The 16160-nt window shown below is 66.5% G+C and carries 7 protein-coding genes and 1 pseudogene; 3 read left to right on the forward strand and 5 right to left on the reverse strand.

What is annotated here, in order from left to right; translation table 11 throughout:
* Positions 1 to 883 precede the first annotated feature (883 nt).
* Together ABZ928_RS03120 and ABZ928_RS03125 are read left to right on the forward strand one after the other, a co-directional pair.
* On the forward strand, positions 884 to 1969 hold the full coding sequence (locus tag ABZ928_RS03120) for an IS110 family transposase (RefSeq protein ID WP_361514717.1): 1086 nt from the start codon (positions 884 to 886) through the stop codon (positions 1967 to 1969).
* Positions 1970 to 2175: 206 nt separating this feature from the next.
* Positions 2176 to 4422: a protein kinase gene (locus ABZ928_RS03125; protein WP_361514718.1), complete on the forward strand. Its 2247-nt coding sequence runs from the start codon at positions 2176 to 2178 to the stop codon at positions 4420 to 4422.
* A gap of 187 nt (positions 4423 to 4609) precedes the next feature.
* Here the strand turns inward: ABZ928_RS03125 and ABZ928_RS03130 are convergent, their stop codons facing one another.
* Genes ABZ928_RS03130 through ABZ928_RS03145 form a run of 4 tightly spaced genes read right to left on the reverse strand, consistent with a single transcriptional unit; the run spans position 4610 to position 12519 of the window.
* On the reverse strand, positions 4610 to 5671 hold the full coding sequence (locus ABZ928_RS03130) for a Wadjet anti-phage system protein JetD domain-containing protein (RefSeq protein WP_361514719.1): 1062 nt from the start codon (positions 5669 to 5671) through the stop codon (positions 4610 to 4612).
* On the reverse strand, positions 5668 to 10125 hold the full coding sequence (locus tag ABZ928_RS03135; RefSeq protein WP_361514720.1) for a hypothetical protein: 4458 nt from the start codon (positions 10123 to 10125) through the stop codon (positions 5668 to 5670). Before ABZ928_RS03135 ends, ABZ928_RS03130 begins: the two co-directional genes overlap by 4 nt.
* A gap of 25 nt (positions 10126 to 10150) precedes the next feature.
* Positions 10151 to 10936: a hypothetical protein gene (locus ABZ928_RS03140; protein WP_361514721.1), complete on the reverse strand. Its 786-nt coding sequence runs from the start codon at positions 10934 to 10936 to the stop codon at positions 10151 to 10153.
* Between the two features lie 32 nt (positions 10937 to 10968).
* Positions 10969 to 12519 (reverse strand): hypothetical protein, encoded by a 1551-nt coding sequence (locus ABZ928_RS03145; RefSeq protein ID WP_361514722.1) that lies wholly within the window; start codon positions 12517 to 12519, stop codon positions 10969 to 10971.
* Between the two features lie 655 nt (positions 12520 to 13174).
* Between ABZ928_RS03145 and ABZ928_RS03150 the strand changes: the two are divergent.
* A pseudogene (locus ABZ928_RS03150) lies at positions 13175 to 14116 on the forward strand (IS481 family transposase); the annotation flags it as partial.
* An 861-nt stretch (positions 14117 to 14977) separates the two neighbouring features.
* Here the strand turns inward: ABZ928_RS03150 and ABZ928_RS03155 are convergent.
* Positions 14978 to 16066, reverse strand: a complete 1089-nt coding sequence (locus ABZ928_RS03155; protein WP_361514723.1) for a hypothetical protein — start codon at positions 16064 to 16066, stop codon at positions 14978 to 14980.
* Positions 16067 to 16160 lie beyond the last annotated feature (94 nt).

A 16160-nucleotide genomic window follows, 5' to 3' on the forward strand; every position in this document is an offset into this window, starting at 1 on the left:
CGGGGGTGAGATGGAGGCGGGAGGATGGGCGGGTGCTGTCCCGGGTCTTGGCGAGCTCAGGTGAGTAACCACTCCAATTGTGCGCCCGGATAACACTTCTTGCCACCCGAGAGTGACGAGTGTCTTGTGTCGCGACGCGCGAGGCATCCTCCCTGCTCGATCCATGTGCTGAACTCGTTCAGGGAACAGACGGAGTCCTCTGGAAGGTTCTCGCAGCCGTGGATATGACTCGGCGGTAGTTCGTGCGACAGCGCGGTGATTGCCCGCGAGGCAGAAAAGCGCCGGGATGGGCAGGCAAGGCCCGTCGGCACAGTGCGGCAACAGCGAAGAGCAGCCCGTGTCACACGCCTCATGTGACACACAGTGCTTCATCGAAACCCGCGGCCGGCACCCCGTTGCGCTTGGTGTCGGCCGTACTGGCCAATGACATCCTCAGTCACGCCGGTTTCGCCCCGTGTTTGCCGAGTGAGCCCGAGGTACAGAGTGTGGCGCGTACGAGCCGGTGGTGGCCCTTCGCGCGGAGCGCACCGGGCTGCGCTGAAGAAGACACAGGGCGCGCGGCGGTGGGGTCGCTTCCGTGGTCTGCAGATCGGCCGGCGTGATCTGCATGAGGGTGGGCGCCGGTTGGGGAGGATGGAAGCGAACGCTGCTGCCGTACCGCGGACTGGCTCCTGACATCTCGGACCGACGTGTCCTGACCATCCTGTGCCGACGCGGGGCGAGGCAGTGTGCTTGGACGCTGGACCGGGCGAGCGTGTCTGGAGCACTGGAATGCGGGGTGTCATCTGCACCGTGTCACTGGTGACCGCTCTCCGGGTCGGCGGCGCGGCTGCTGACTTGCGACGGGGGATGAACCATCGAGTCGTCAGACCCGCTTCGAGCCGTGGACTGCGCTGCAGAGCCGGATGAGGTGGTGCTGGGGGTCGACACGCATCGCGATGTGCATGTCGCGGCCGTGGTCTCGTTGGCGGGCCACGTCTTAGGTGTTGACCGCTTCCCAGCAACAGCGAGTGGCTACGGCCGACTTGCCGACTGGGCCGGTCGGTGGGGTGCAGTTCGACGTGCCGGAGTCGAGTGTTCTGGCAATTACGGTGCGGCGCTGTCGCGCCATCTGCTGGCTGAAGGCATCACCGTGGTTGAGGCTCCTGGCCCTGGGCCTGCGGCGCGGCGCCGGCGGAGCAAGTCCGACGAGGGGGACGCGGTAGCTGCAGCCCGGTCCGTGCTCAGCGGCCGTGCGCAGTCACCGGTGAAGGCAGGCGATGGTCCGGTCGAGATCGCGCGCATGTACCTGATGGCGAGAGACTCCGCTGTGAAAGCCAAACGGCAGGCGGTGAACCAGATCAAGTCCCTTCTGGTCACCACTGATCCGGCCCTCAGAGAGGAGCTGCGGAGTCTGTCGCGGCGTCGTCTCACCCTTTTCTGCCTGCAGTTGAGCGAAGGCGGCGAGGAGGTGGATTCGATCGTGCGGGCGACCAGGTTCACGTTGCGGGTGCTGGCGGAACGCATCGAGCAGCTTGATGGGCAGGCTCGAGTGCTGGATCTGCGCCTGGTGGAGTTGATCGGGACGTACTACCCGCGCCTGCTCGATGCTGTCGGCGTCGGTCCGCACAGTGCGGCGGTGTTGTTGACGGCCCTAGGGGACAACAGTGAGCGGATGCGAGGCGAGGCGTCGTTTGCGGCGCTGTGCGGGGCAAGCCCGGTCGAATACTCCTCGGGCAGCCGGCAGCACCGCCGGCTCAACCGCGGCGGCAACCGGCAGACCAACGCGGCCCTCCACCGCATTGTGCTGTCGCGGTTGCGCTGGGACTCGCGTACGCAGGCGTACTACGAGCGGCGGGTGGCCGAGGGCAAGACCCGGCGCGAGATCATCCGCTGTTTGAAGCGGTACGTCTCACGCGAGATCTATCGGCTGATCGCCACCAGCCGCGAGGAATTCGTGAACGGATCCAGCCGCCGGCCCGCCCCGTAACCTGCTGCACTCGATGGGAGAGCCGACAAGCGGAGCGCTTCCAAGCTGCCCCGAGGCTGGAGAGTCCGGCGAGCACGTTCGGGGAGAGGGCGGAGCCGTATCTTTGTGTTCATGTCGCCGCGTCAAAGAGAACTGGTCAGTCCCGGCACTCGGATGAAGTTCCGCTCGCTGGCGACGAATTTGACTGTTCGGACGATTGGCGAGGCGTGGCAGAGCCACAACTTCGCCCCATCCCCGACGACGAACTTCGGTACACGGACTCCAGCATCCGCCGCACGACCTTCGAGTCCTACGCCGCAGCCGTTGACTGGACCGACCGCGGCCACGTGACCCGGGCGCTGCGTGTGTTCGAGGACCTGATTCGGACCGGACGGCGGGAGGGGTGGAGTGGGCCCTGGCTGGACGATCTGATGGAGCGACTGCGGCGAGACGGCCTGCAGATCGATGACCGCGGCCGCATTACCGAAATTCCGGGCACCTGGACACCGGCAGTTCCTACCCAGAGCGCGTCGCGCACGGACAACCAAAGTGTGGCGCTCACCGAGGTGACGCGGCGTCGCATCGCCGAGGCCCTTGGCACGACCGATTGGACGGGAGGGCTGGGCGACCTCGCGTTCCTCGAGCGCCTGTATGACCTCGATGCCTTGCCGAGCCACGACTCCCGCTTCGCGACGGCACGAGAAGACATCGCCAAACACCGCTACGCCAACGACGACTGGGACAACGACTGGATCTTCAGCGACGACCGGTTTGGCCTGGGGCGCGGCCCGGACGAGACGTTGCTTCGATTTCTCAGTGAGACCCTTCACCCCGCTGTACGCACGGACGAGGAGGAGGTTGCACGTCTGGTGACCGTGCTCAATAAGGTGCTGGCTCCGGACGGCTACGTTCTGGAACCGGCGAGCGTGATCAGCGGATACCCGGTCTATCGAGCCGGGCGCTTGGCCGAGAGGACGGCATCCGGCGAGTCGGACGCAGACGTTGCCGCGCGCGAGGACCCGGATCCGGTACCCGGCTGCCGGCACAGTTCTTCGTCGAGCACCGCGACCTCCTCGGCAGCGGCCGATGACGCGGCGCGGGTGCGACGCCTGGCCCGCGGAGATCGGAAGGACTATTCCTGCGAACGGCTGCCGTTCGCCGACGGCGGTCAAGCGGACGTCTTTCGCGCGATACACAAACCGACAGGCGTCAGGGTGGTGCTCAAGAAGCTCCGCGACCGGAACCCGCCCGAACGCAAACGCGCCCGCATGAAACGCGAGATCACCCTGGGCCGCTGGCTCGACGGGCACCCGCATGCCATGCCGATCTTGGACGCGGACCCAGGCCACACCTGGTTCGTCATGCCCTGCGCCCCCTTCACGGCAGAGCAACGCAGAGACCAGCTCGCCGAACCGTCAGAGCTGAGGAGACTCGTCGACGCCCTGTGCTCGGTGTTGTCCGCCACCCACGAGGCTGGCTGGCTCCACCGGGACATCAAGCCCGCCAATGTGCTTATGCACGACGGCCGGTGGGTCCTCGCAGACTGGGGCATTGCCCGGCGTCCGCGTGGACAGACCACGGACCCGCAACGCACCCGCGTCGGCGTACGTTTCGGCTCGGACGGCTTTGCCGCTCCAGAACTATCCGTTGACGCACACGGCGCCACGGACGCCGCCGACGTGTACAGCATTGGTCAGCTGATTGGCTGGGCTGTGACCGGAACGATGCCCGCGATCAACGTGCCGCTCCTGCCTCCGGCAGGGCCGTGGAGGAGCATCGTGCGGCAGGCCACGCAGACCGATCCCGCTCGCCGGCCTCCCACTGTCCGGGCACTTCGCCAGCTGGTCATCCAGGAGACACAGGCCCCAACGCAGTCCGCCTTCGTGAAGGCGCAGGCCCTTCAGCGGGAGATGGCATCAGGCTCTGCCACCGCTGCACAAGAGTTGATCGCGTTGGCCGCGAGACATACCGATGACGCGTCGCTCTACTGCGATCTGCTGGTAAAGCTGCCCTTGCGGCCGCTCTTGCCGGCGCTGCTGGCTGATGCCCAGCGTGCTATCGACATCGTCCGCGCGATGGCCGCACTCCTGGGCGCGCACCGGTCTCCGGAGCTGGGGGAAGTCGATGCCACGATCATGTGGCTGATTCGCATTGCACAGCGGGCGGCAGACAGCGGCGCACTCGACCTTCTCGAGGAGTGCTGTGACGGGGCATTCGAATGGGACGGTCACTGGGATCAGTGGGGACCTCAGAAGGACATCGCGGCATGGCTACGCACCTTGCAGGGTGACAGTGCCAGCTCAGTGGCCTCGATGCTTCGCCAACACCCCGCCTGTGCACAACACTTCAGTCACGTCGCCGACGACGTCGATGTCGACCACCGGATCCGAGCCGCACTGACACACCGTGGCGACGCGCGTCCTGTGCCCGTGAAGGCTGACGCGATCCACCCATCCCCACCCGGACTGCGGTGACGCGGGGTTGGGCCGGGGCTCCCTCTGCGCCGCGGCTGGCGAACTGCACACGATGCGCCTCTCGCGGCAGCCTGTTGGGCTGACCGGCGAGTGCCGCGAGCAGTGACGCAATGGGCCCCGTCGGCGGGTCTGCTGCACGATCGGGTGACATCTTGACCTGTCACCCGAACCTGCATCACACCCAGGCTCACCAGCGCCAATCTGGTTCGACGCGGAGTTCATTGCGGTTGGTTGCCTCTTGCGCAAGTCGTTCCCCTTTGGTCAGCAGGGCGTGCGCTGCCTGCCGGAGTTCCTCGGGGAGCCAGGCCGTCAGGCTGGTGGCCCGTTCGTTGGCGATGGTGTCGCCGGCGGTGGGCTCGTGAGCGAGCAGGAGTCGGTATAGCGCAGTGGCTGGTTCGATGGGTGGCAGTCCGTGCCGTGCGCCGTTGATGGAGGCTCTGGCTGGGATGGCGATGCCTTCGGCGTCGAGGTCGCCGTAGTAGACGATGCGGTGGATGTCAGTGAGTTCGGTGATGTTTTCTACGGATGCTTCGAAGGCTCGTCCGGAGCCGAAGGCGATGTATCCGATGCGGCCAGGGGCGGGTTCGAGCAGGCTGCGCAGGGTGGCGTAGGTGTCGCTGTTTTCCACCACGAGCAGGGTGTCGCCGTCGCCGAGCCTGCGATGGGCCAGTGGGGGTGGCTCGCGGTAGGTGGCGAGCTGTTCGAGGGTCAGCCTGCCAGGGGCGAAGAGGGCTCCGGTGATCAGCGTGTCGAGGCGCTTTTCGTAGCGGAAGATTTCGTATGAGCGCTCGCGCAGGGGCACCGGGACACGTCGGGCTGGCTGGTGGTTGATGTCGCGGAACCAGCGGTTACAGGCGAGGAGATCCTTGGTCTGGGATGCAGTCAGTTGGGCGTCGTAGGCCCAGTTGAGCTCTGGCCGCCAGGACGTGGGCTGTCGTGTGGCGGAGGTCTTCGCCGTTGCTGTCGTGGGGATCCGGACCTGTTCCGGAAGAGGCGGTCGGCCGGCGTCCCACTTGGTGCGCGAGGTGGGTAGGCCGATGATGCCGTGGTCGGTGATTTCGTACAGCAGCGTGGCGAGGGTGTTGCGGGCGTTGTCGCCGCTGGCGGCGCCCGGCAGGGCGTCGCGGAATGCCTCCATGAGGGTGGCCCTGCTGACCGTGACGCGTTCGGCGCGGGCTTGGAGTGCGGCGCTGAGCTGTGCCGCTGCGGGGGAGAGCGGCACCTGGTCTGGATCCGTGGGTGAGCTCACTGCGCGTCGCCCTGCTTCCTGTACAGGCGTGCCGAGGTCAGCATGCCGACGGGTTCTGCAGCGTCCTGGTCGGGGGCGATGCGGGGCGTGGGAATGAGCGCGTTGCGTACCTGGTCTTCGAGCCGGATGAGGGAGAGGCCGCTGCGGGCTTCGGCGTCGTTGCGGAGCTGGATGCGCATGGGGAAGCGCGAGGTGACGTCCTCGTCGCTCAGTCCCGTGGTGTAGATGAGCTGGATGCCCAGGGCGGCGGCCATCTCCATCTGGATGTCGACGAGGTATCCGGCGTTGGCTCGGCCGATGGGGTTGTCGAGGAGCAGCAGGCCGCCGTTGCGGGTGCGGCTGCGCGGGCCGGGGGAGGTGCGCAGGGCGGCGAGCGCGCAGTACAGAAGGATGGCTCCGGTCAGTTCCTGGCCGCCGGAGAAGACGCGGCTCATCTCCTCGACGGGGACGCGGTCCAGGCGCTGGGAGGCATTGGGCTTCATGACCTCGGCGGTGAACCCGCGGGGCACGGCTGCGAGGAGGCAGCGCATGACGACGTCGATGCCTTTGAGGTTGCGGGTGCGCTGATTGCCGGCCAGAGCGTCGATGGACTCGCGCATCTGGGCCGTGAGCGCAGGCAGGTCTGGCTTCTTGTAGCGGATGGCGAGGAACTTCTGCCCGGACCAGGGCGCGTCGCCCTCGGGGAAGGCGGAGAAGCGGCTGGCCTGGTCAAGGCGCTGCAGGAGGTCGGTGACGTGACCGCTGAGGTGCGAGGCGAGGGTCTCGCGGGTCTTGGCCATGCCTTCGAGATCTGAGGTCAGCGCTGCGACGCGGGACGCCAGTGCGTTGGTCCAGGTGGCAGCCATTGCGGGGATGTGGCGGCTGTCCAGGGCGGAGATCTGTGTACGCAAGGGGATGTCGAGGCGTTCGAATCGGACGTCGGCGGGTACTTCCTTGAGCCGGCTGACGCCTCCTTCCAGCTTGCGCTCTGTCTGGCGTGCGGTGTCCCGGCAGGTCGTGTGGGCGGCGACCGCCTGGCGTGCGGCGGATGCGGCGGCCTCCGCAGTGCCGTTGTAGGGCGACTGGTCCGGCGGGACGGTCAGGCCGTGGACTGCGGTTTCCAGCATCGGCAGGACCCGCCCGAATGCCTCCAGGTCCTTGGTGGAACTGGTCTGGTGGCGGCGAGCGGTATTGAAGGCGTCATTCGCCAGACGCTCCTCGTTCTGCGCCGTGCCCAGTTCATCTGCGGCCCTGGCTTCCAGCTCGTGGGCCTGGGCGACGGTGGCCGGCGTCCAGAGGGCGGCTTCTTCGGCGCTGGGCAAGACGGCCGGTTCCAATCGCCTGGCACGCTCGTCAAGCCGGCTCGCCTGGTCCCGGAGGCCCTGGAGGGAGGTGGCGTAGGAGTCGATCTCGATGGTGAGGGCGCGCAGAATGGCGTCGCGTTGAACAGCGTCACCGGCCCGCCCATCGTGACTGTGAGACACGGCCAGTTCCCGGACTGATTCGGGGACTTTGTCCCATTCCGCCTGGCTGGCGAGCAGAGCCTTCCGTGCTGTCGCCGCTCGCACCTGCTGGTCTTCGCCGACCTCAACGCCCCTCAGTTCGTCCTGCGCTCGCAGGTACCGGTGCTGGAGAGAGGGGAGAGGCAACAGCGGTGCGCCGGAGTCATGGTGCGCCTGCTCTGCCTGAGACGTGCTGGTGATCTTTTCGCGTGAGCGGACATATCCGTCTGCAGCCTGCTCGGCAGATTCGATGGCACGCGCGAGGCGCAGGACTTCGTCGTCCGCCGTACCGATCTGGCTTGCCAGCCACTCGAGTTCGGTCTCACGGACGATCTTTTCGCCGGCAAGGACCTTGATCCGTGCCCGCGCCTGGCCGGCAGCGGATTCGCCTTTCGCCAGGCGAGCCAGTTCCTCGGCGATCTTCTGCGCGGCATTGAGCCGCTCGGTACGGAGAGCGCATTCGTCCTCGGCAGCCTGCAGCGCAGCCTCTCGCTCACCCGCTGCAGTGCGCGCCTCGGCCAACTCGTTCTCGGCCTCCTCAGCAGCTGTCTCCAGAAGGTCCAGCTCAGTGAGCAGCTCGGACACCGGCCGCAGACCGCAGGCGTCACGCCAGGTAGCCATCTGTCGGAGCAGCTCTCGGACAGCGGCAATGCGCTGTCCGAGCGAGTTCACCTCGCGGGTGGCGTCGGCGATGCGGGCATCGACCGCGGCGCGTTCGTGTGCGGCGGCTTCCTCGTCATGAAGGGCGGGAGAGGGTTCGACCACGAACCGTCCCGCATCGGGCGCTGCTTGGGCGCTGAGCATCCGCTCCCCGGTGCCCACAGTCACGGCGGCGGAGGGCAGCGGACGAAGGTCCTCCACCATGGCCCGGGCGCTGTCCAGACCGTCAAGGCCGCCCACGATGATCCCGCCGACCAGGTCGGGATGCGTGCTGATGACCTGCTGGCGCTCGCTGGTCGGCACATTGTCGTGCATCCACTGCCAGCCGGGCACGGCATGGATCCCTCGAGCCGACAGCTTTTCGCACAGGGCGCGTACCTCCGCGGAGGCGGGCAGCAGGCCCTCACTGGTGTCGAGGAGAGCGAGCAGGGTTTGATCGTTCTGCAGGTCGATGCGTTTGTGCGTCAGCGCGCTCTCGAGCCCGCCGATGCGACGCTCGGCGAGCTGCTGCAGGGCGTCGGCGTGGTCGTCCAGCCAGCGCAATGCGTCGCCGTCGCCCAGTTCGTCGAGACTGGTCTCCAGAAGCTCGCCACATAGCGGGTTGCTGCGAACGCCCTCAGCCTGAGCGCGCAGCCGACCAGTCTCCTCTGCTGCCGCCGTCGCTGTTCCGCGCGCGGACCAGGCCAGTTGCTGTTGCGTGGACAGCGCGGCGTGCGCGCGGTCGCGTTCGGTCTTCACGCTCTTGCGGGAATGGCCGGCCTCCTGGAGCAGCTCCTCGCTGTGACGTGCCTCGTCGTGGGCGCGAGCGGCAGCATCGGCGGCGCTTTCCTGCGGGGCGAGCAGGTCCCGCTCGCGGGCGGCACTCAGGAGTAGCGCGAAGGCTTCGGCCTGTTCCTGCAGCATGCGGGATTCGGCCCGCGCGTCGCCCGCCGCGGTGAGCAACTCGTTGCTGCGGGTACGCCATTGCCCGATCTGCTTCTGCGTCTCGCCTGTCACGCGGTGGTGCGCACGGATCGTCTCGCGGGCCTCCTTCTCGGCCCGGGTATAGCCGGCCCGCAGGGCCGCTGCCGCAGTGTCGAGGGCCTGCACGTACGGGGCGGCGGTGCGTTCGGCCTCAACGAGGGCCTGCTGGGCGCGGTTGTTGTCGTCCTGCGCCTGTGCGTGGCGCAATGCGATGGGCACGCTCGCCCATGCCGCGCTCTGCCGCTGTGCCTCCTGCTTTTCCTTCTCGGTGGCCTCCTGCTGAGCGGTGATCTCACCCATCTGGAGCGTGTGGGCACACAACTGCACGTGCCGGAGGCGCGCGTGGGCGAGCACACTGATGCCCTTTGCTCCTTCCAGCACCCCGTGCGTCCTCTTGAGGGCGGCGCTTCTGTCGCTTTCGGTGGCGGTGAGTGCGATGTGACGCGCCCGGACCGCGGAGGTGAGGTGTACGAGGTCCTTCTCGGCGTTCTGCGCCGCACTGACCTGCCCGGAGTACAAGCTGTGGAGGCTGGCGACGTCCTCGCACGCGTGGTGCATCTCCACCGCGAACTGCCGCTCCCTCTCCCACTGGGTGCGCTGGTCGTGCGCTGCGGCATAACCGTGGAAGGCGGTGCCCAGTTCGGTGTACTGGTCGTCGTCTGTGGCCTTGCGCAGGAGCCATTCGACGAAGGCGTTGGCGGTGTTGGTGGTGAAGGCTGCGGCGGCGTCGCTCTCCTTGGCGTTCATCCTGCGCTGCACGTCGAAGAGTTCGGGTTGCAGTCCGAGGCCCCGCTGGTGTTTCTCCCACCTCTCCTGACCGTCGACGAGATGCAGTTCAAGGGCTTCTACCCGCGCTTTCCAGTCACAGAGTTCGGTGTAGTAGTCGTCGTACGGAGTCCAGTGCCCCTCGCGGTGGAAGGGAAGCCGGTCGGCATCCAGGGCCGCGCAGGGGTGGAAGCTGTAGAAACAGCGCCGGAGTTTGCCGTCGCGCTCGGGCGCCAGGACCTGTGCCGTCACCAGGAGCCGTCCGGTGCGGGCGTCGGCCCATTCGAGCACGACATGCGAGGGCTGCGCGGTGGAGATGGTGAAGTTGCGCAGCGTCTCCAGATCCTGGTGGCGAAAGGGGATGGTGGTGCAGGTGATGCCGGTCAGTAAGACGCCTTTGCCGCCGCCGTTTTGCAGCATGACCAGGCTGGCGGGTGCCGGGCGATGGGTGACGTGTCCGGCGGCGGGAATCAGGGAGGCGGTCTCCACCGCGGCGCCGACACCGGAGAAGTCCAGTGGCACGTCCTCGTAACGGGCATCGCGGGGACCGAAGTTTCGCAGCAGGATGCGGTTGAGCTCATACATGGCAGGAGTCCTTGGGGGAGGGCGGTCAGCTGAACAGGCCGTTGGCCGGCGCGGCATCGTCCGGCGCCGGCGGGGCGTCTGGCGCCGGCGGGGCGTGGCCGGGTGCGCCGTCCGTGGGCAGGGTTGCGACGCCCAGGGCTGCGAGTTCCTGCAGCATGTCGCGGGCGGCCTGGTCGCGGATCTGCAGCCGGTACTTGACGTGGGTGTTGTAGGTGCCGGCGTCCTCGTCGCTGACCTTGCTTGCGAAGCCATGGTTTTCCAGATGTGTGAACGCCTTCTTCACCAGGGCTCGTGTGGACGCCTGCGGTGCTCGGGCTGTCTGCGTCTTGGTCGTGCCCGTGGCGTTGCGGCGCAGGTAGGCCCGCCACAGCCCCTCCAATCCCGGTCGGCCGGAGGGTGGATCGACGTCCTCGTCGGTGTGGGCAAGCCGGCGTTCGATGGTCGCGGCCCGGACGCGGACCTCGTCGTCGACCTCCCGGACCGAGATCCGCCCGACATGTTCGTCATCGTCGAGGTCCTCGGGGCGTGGAAAGACCAGGGCCGCAATCGTCAACTGGGCCAGCAGATACAGGGGGCGATCGGCGGTCTGCGGGACAAGTTCGGAGACGGACACCGCGAAGTCGGTCTCAGGCGTGGTGCCCAGGACCAGTCCGGTCAGCGGATGGACTTCCAGCACCGTCAGGTCGAAACCCTGGGCGACCTTCCGCACCAGCTGAGCGAAGTCCGGCTCGGTGTCGAAGCGTTGGACGAGGCGGGCATACTCACCGGAGCGAGCGGGCGCCTTGCGGCGGGCCATCGCGAAGGCGACCATCCGGGCAGCGTCGGCGGCATCCTCATGGTGGTTCATGCACTCTCCTGATCAAGCGGATGGGCATCGGGGCCCTGCGGTCGGCGCGGAGCGGGAAACGCGGGCAGGGGCGTGTTCATCTCCGCCGTCTTGACGGTGCCCGCGGTGCGGAGCAGGAGGAAGTCGCTGCCGCCGAAGCGTTCGTCCTGCAGGACCGTGCCGTCGTCGACGGCCACCACGGCAGCTTCGCCGTCGGCGAGCTGACGCACCGGGATGAGCCGGAACAACTGCTGGACGCGGAGCGTGAGCAGCTCGTCCGTTCCGGCGTCCGGTCCTGTTCCCGGGCCGGGCCGGCGTGTGGTCTCCAGCAGCGCCGAGAGCCGCACGCCCTGGTCCGTGACGGCCGCCAACAGGGTGTCCACCACATGGTGCTGCTCGTCGCCGAAAGCGGACGGAGTATCGATCTGAGACCAGTCGTACTCGTCCTGGACCGCCACCAGCTCCCCACCGGTCTCCTCGGCGACCTGAGCGAGCCCCTCCAGGTAGTCGGGCAGGTACATCACACGCGGGCGCACCGGCCCCATGACCGCGCGCGTGAAAGCCTCCAAGGGGCCCAGGCACGCGTCGAGGGAGAGCTCCAGTACGGGTTGGAGGAGCTGCTCGTGCAGGTGTACGCGGGTGTGGATCGCCGGAGCTACGAATACCTGGCGGTCTTGTTGCCGCCGAAATTCCGGACCGACTTCCATCAGCATCTTGATCAAAATCGCATGGCGTTTCCAGCACTCGTGGATGAGCTCTGCGAGGTCTTGCAGCTGCCTGCGCTTGCGGTCATCGGCGGTGGCTTCAAGCAGCTGGTTGACCCGCTCTTTTTGCATCGTCTCGGCCTCGGACCGGCTGCGTACGTGCTCCAAAGCCTCATCGACGGTGTCTTTGACCTCGGTGTCCCAGTCCACCGCCCGCACATTGCGCTTCATCGATTCGATGCGCCCGTGGATGTCCTTGGCGTACCGGATACTGTGGATCTGTGCGTTCTGGGCGGCCTGCCACGCCTCGCTGATCCTCGAGCGCTTGAGCAGGGCCTCCAGTTTGGCCTCGGCGGCGATCTGTTCCGAGGCGATGTCGACGTCGATCGCATGCACCAGCACGGTGATCGCCGCGTCAGTGGCGATGAGCGCGGCCTGCCCCACATGATCGGGGACTTCCTTGAGGATCTGGAAGGACGCGGTGCGTGTCTCGAATCCGTCGTCGGTCACATACCCGACGTCGTGGTGGAAGGCGCGGTCGCGTTCCTCGGTGTTGATCAACCGCTCGGTCACCCAGCGGGCGACCGCCCGGTACTCCTCCCCTGTCCGCTCCGGCAGCTGCAGAGCGGCGAACTCGGCCACGTGTTCCACGACAGCGTCCTGACGTACGGCCGAGGTCATGTCCGTGCGCAGGGTCACGAAGTCGATCGCGATCAAGGCTAGTTCGGCCAGGCGGTATCGTTCCCACCCACGTTCCTTCTTGGCCTTGCTGTTGTCCAGGGCCATGAGCGGAGAACCCACGGCCAGGGCCCGGATCCGTGAAGTGATGCTCTCGTAGATTGTCGATGGCTCGTCGAAGTTCACCAGTTCTGTCCCCCCAAGTTCATTTCTGGCGTGCTGACTTCAAGCTAAAACACGGCACTGACAATGACCGTGGAATTCGAACGCATGGCTCATTTCTGTGTGGCTATCGGCGGATGTATTGAGACCCCGGGGACCCGCGTGAGGTCAAGAGTGAAGCTGCCGACCCTCTCGGCGCCGTCTGTCGGGGAGAACGTGTGGCCGTTGCCGCAGTAGGCGTCTGGTCCGGAGCAGGTGAGCGCGTCCAGGGTGCCGCAGCGCCTCACGATGGCGAGTCCGGTAGGGGAGCTCTTGGTACTCCGTGATCGCCAGGAGCGCCTCGGACATCCTTGATCTCCGCTCGAGGCGATTGTTACTTACCCCTACAGAGGCCGGATCGTGGCGGCGGTGCGGTGTCGGATCGCTCGCGTCCCCGGCGACGAGCGCTCCGGGCGGAAGCGGTGTCGGCGTACCGGCTGATCAAACCCCCGGCCACGCGAGCGAAGCGAGCCTTGATGATGTAGGGAAATTCTGTCCGCGTAGCGATCAGGGGGGTGTGTCCTGTCTCGGTTGATGGTTGACAGTGTGGCTTCACCTGATGCTTGACACCGCTTGCCTCGGCTTGGCTGTGCGCGTCTGATCGGCGCGTGCAGGGAGGGCCGGGGCCGTGCTGGTGGAGTTGAGCGTGGTCGAGCAGCGGTATCACGCGGTCATGGAGGTGGCCTCGGGGGTCCCGGTCACCCAAGTCGCGGCCCGGTATGGGGTCTCCAGGCAGTCGGTGCACTCCTGGGTGCGTAAGTACGAGCAGTCGGGTCTGCCGGGATTGGCGGACCGGTCGCACCGGCCGGCCTCGTGTCCGCACCGGGTCGCCGGGGAGGTGGAGGCGGTGGTGTGTGAACTGCGGCGCGGGCATCCCGGATGGGGTCCGCGCAGGCTGGTTCACGAACTTGGGCGTCGGGGCGTTTCGCCAGTGCCGTCCCGGGCGACGGTCTACCGGGTCCTGGTGCGCAACTCTCTGATCGAGCCGGGGGTGCGGAAGCGGCGCCGGTCGGATTACCGCAGGTGGGAGCGGTCGGCGGCGATGGAACTGTGGCAGATGGACATCGTCGGCGGGATCCTGCTGGCAGACAGCAGCGAGTGCAAGATGGTCACCGGGATCGACGACCACTCCCGGTTCATGGTGATCGCGAAGGTGGTGCAGCGGGCCACAGCCCGGGCGGTGTGTCTGGCCTTCGGGGAAGCGCTGCTGCGGTTCGGAGTGCCCGAGGAGGCGCTGACGGACAACGGCAAGCAGTTCACCACCCGGTTCGGGTCCGGCAAGCCCGGGGAGACGATGTTCGACCGGATCTGCCGGGAGAACGGCATCACTCACCGGCTCACCAAGCCGCAGTCCCCGACCACCACGGGGAAGATTGAACGCTTTCACCAAACGCTGCGGCGTGAACTCCTCGACATCCGCGATCCGTTCGCCGCGCAGACGGCGGTGGATGCCTGGCTGGAGGACTACAACCGGATGCGCCCGCACCAGGCCCTGGACATGGCCGTCCCGGCCAGCCGGTTCGTGCCCCGGCCACGGACCGAGCAGGATGCGCTGCCGGTGGTCCTGCCCGCCCGCCTCGACATGGTCGTGTCTGCGGTGCCTGCCCCGCCTCCTCCGCCGCCCAAGCCGGGAAATGGATTTTCATCATCGAAAGTCAAACCAGCCTTTCGGAAATTGGGCGAGACTACTCTTGCGAACCTGATCTGGACTCGGCCTTCTCGGCAGCAAGGACAACCGCTGCTTGTAGCAGCTCGTAGGCATACCTCTCCGCTGCATTCTTCATCCGCACGGGCGAGGGAAGGGCCCACCAGATAGCGAGACAGACGACGGTGGCAAGAAGGGCGAGAGAATTCGCAAGCGTTAGCGCAGGCTGATGGTCAACGTTCGCAAGCCACAACATGTATGCCAAGACACCGAGCACCACCAGGAGTGCAGCGCTCCGTCCGGTCCAACGGATGCCATAGAGATTTCGATGAAAGCCGTAGCTTCGGTTCTCGGCGCGTACGAGAGGGAACTTTGCTTCATCTCGGGTGAGGCTGCGGATCTGCCCTATGGCAACCTCGATCGCCTCATCGGCCTTCCCGGGGTTCGCCCGCTCGCTACGGGCCGAGGAAAGCTCGATCCCCGTTACAGATGCCACGGCCTTCCGCCAAGTCTCCCGCTGTAGTGAGTTCTGGCCCTCTTGCCGTAGACGGAGCTTCTGGACGGTCGGGGAGCCGCCCCATGATGCCCAGAGTGATTCTTGAACCTTCCGCCCCTGGTGACGCACCAGTTCAGCCAGGACGATCGGACCGCCGGCCAGTGACAGCGCGGTGAGAACCGATACAACAACCGGAGCCTTGCTGAGACCAAGGGCTGCCAGCGCAAGGCTGACTGGAAGCAGCGCGAGCAGGCCAGGCGCAAGGCGCGCCCGGCGTTCGTAGTCGTCGAGCCACAGCACGGCTACGCGTCCCCGCCCTCCTCTACTTGCGGATGCAGTGGTAGCGCCGTGATTGGGACGTATCCGGCTCGGCTGGGAGCGTCATACGAGTGATGAATCGTCCGACCTTGTGTGGCGTAGACCGGGTAACCCCGCCGATGGAAGGCGTTCGTGGTTTTCTTTGCTGGGTGCTTGTTTTTCTCGTTCTTCTTCGGCGCGGACACGAACGCCTCCCCTAGGACGGTCGTCTCTCCCTTCGGACCGAGGAGGCGGTCGAGTAGTGATGGACTGACGTTGCGGCGGCTGCCATGGTGAGGAACCTGCACGAAGTCAAGGCTCCCGGGCTGGAAGCTCTCATCTTCGAGAATGTCGAGGGCTTGTCCGAGAGCGGGAATGCCAGCATCTCCGGTGAACAACAGCTTCCGGTCGTCCACTTCCAGGAGGCAGATGGCGCTGGTGTTGTTCTTAGCGGATGTCTCACCATCCTCGCCTAGCGTCTCGGTCCAGAGCGTCTCCGGCACCATCCTGGCGAGCAGGTGCCGGATGGTCGCTTCCCAGCTCTTCTTGGCCTCCTGTGCAGAGTCGGGCTCGACGATCTCAGCCAACAACTCCCGGTAGTAGTCCTCGGTGGGACCGAGAATGCGCAGGATGCCGTCGTCACTCGTCCAGTCAAGGAACGGTTCCTCGATGGGGACACCCTGCGCCTTGGCGACTTCTTCAAGGTCGGTTGCGCCCTGAAGTGAATCTCTCAACTCCGTACGCAGCGCCCGCGCGTTGAGGGAGAGGATCATCTTTGCTCGTGCCATGTCCGCGGAATGGCTCCAAGGCAGGTGCATGAGGAGCTTCTTGACGGTCATCTGCTCCAGGACGACCCGCAGCCCGTTGATGTGGTCCCTGTCTGGGTGGGTTGAAACCACAAGATCCACGATCCCGGTTCCGTAGTACTTGCGGATGTGCTCGACGAGCGCTTCGCCGTCGTCGAGGTAGCCGCCGTCGATCACGATCACGGTCTGCTCTTCGCGTGGACCGTGGAGGTTGCCGTAACGAAGAGCGATGGCATCGCCACCGCTCGACTCCTCCCCGACGGGGAGGAAATCTATCTCGTAGCCCATGATCTTCCTTCAGTCATGGCCCCGCTGGGCGGATCGCACAAGAGTCGGGCTGGAGGCGTTGCGTGCCTTTGCCTAACAGGCAACACACAGTAGC

It is taken from the genome of Streptomyces sp. NPDC046909, assembly GCF_040644695.1.
GTDB lineage: Bacteria > Actinomycetota > Actinomycetes > Streptomycetales > Streptomycetaceae > Streptomyces.

Coding starts and splice junctions, on each gene's coding strand:
- ABZ928_RS03135 (WP_361514720.1), bottom strand. CDS start 10,125: ATGTATGAGCTCAACCGCATCCTGCTGCGAAACTTCGGTCCCCGCGAT.
- ABZ928_RS03140 (WP_361514721.1), bottom strand. CDS start 10,936: ATGGTCGCCTTCGCGATGGCCCGCCGCAAGGCGCCCGCTCGCTCCGGT.
- ABZ928_RS03155 (WP_361514723.1), bottom strand. CDS start 16,066: ATGGGCTACGAGATAGATTTCCTCCCCGTCGGGGAGGAGTCGAGCGGT.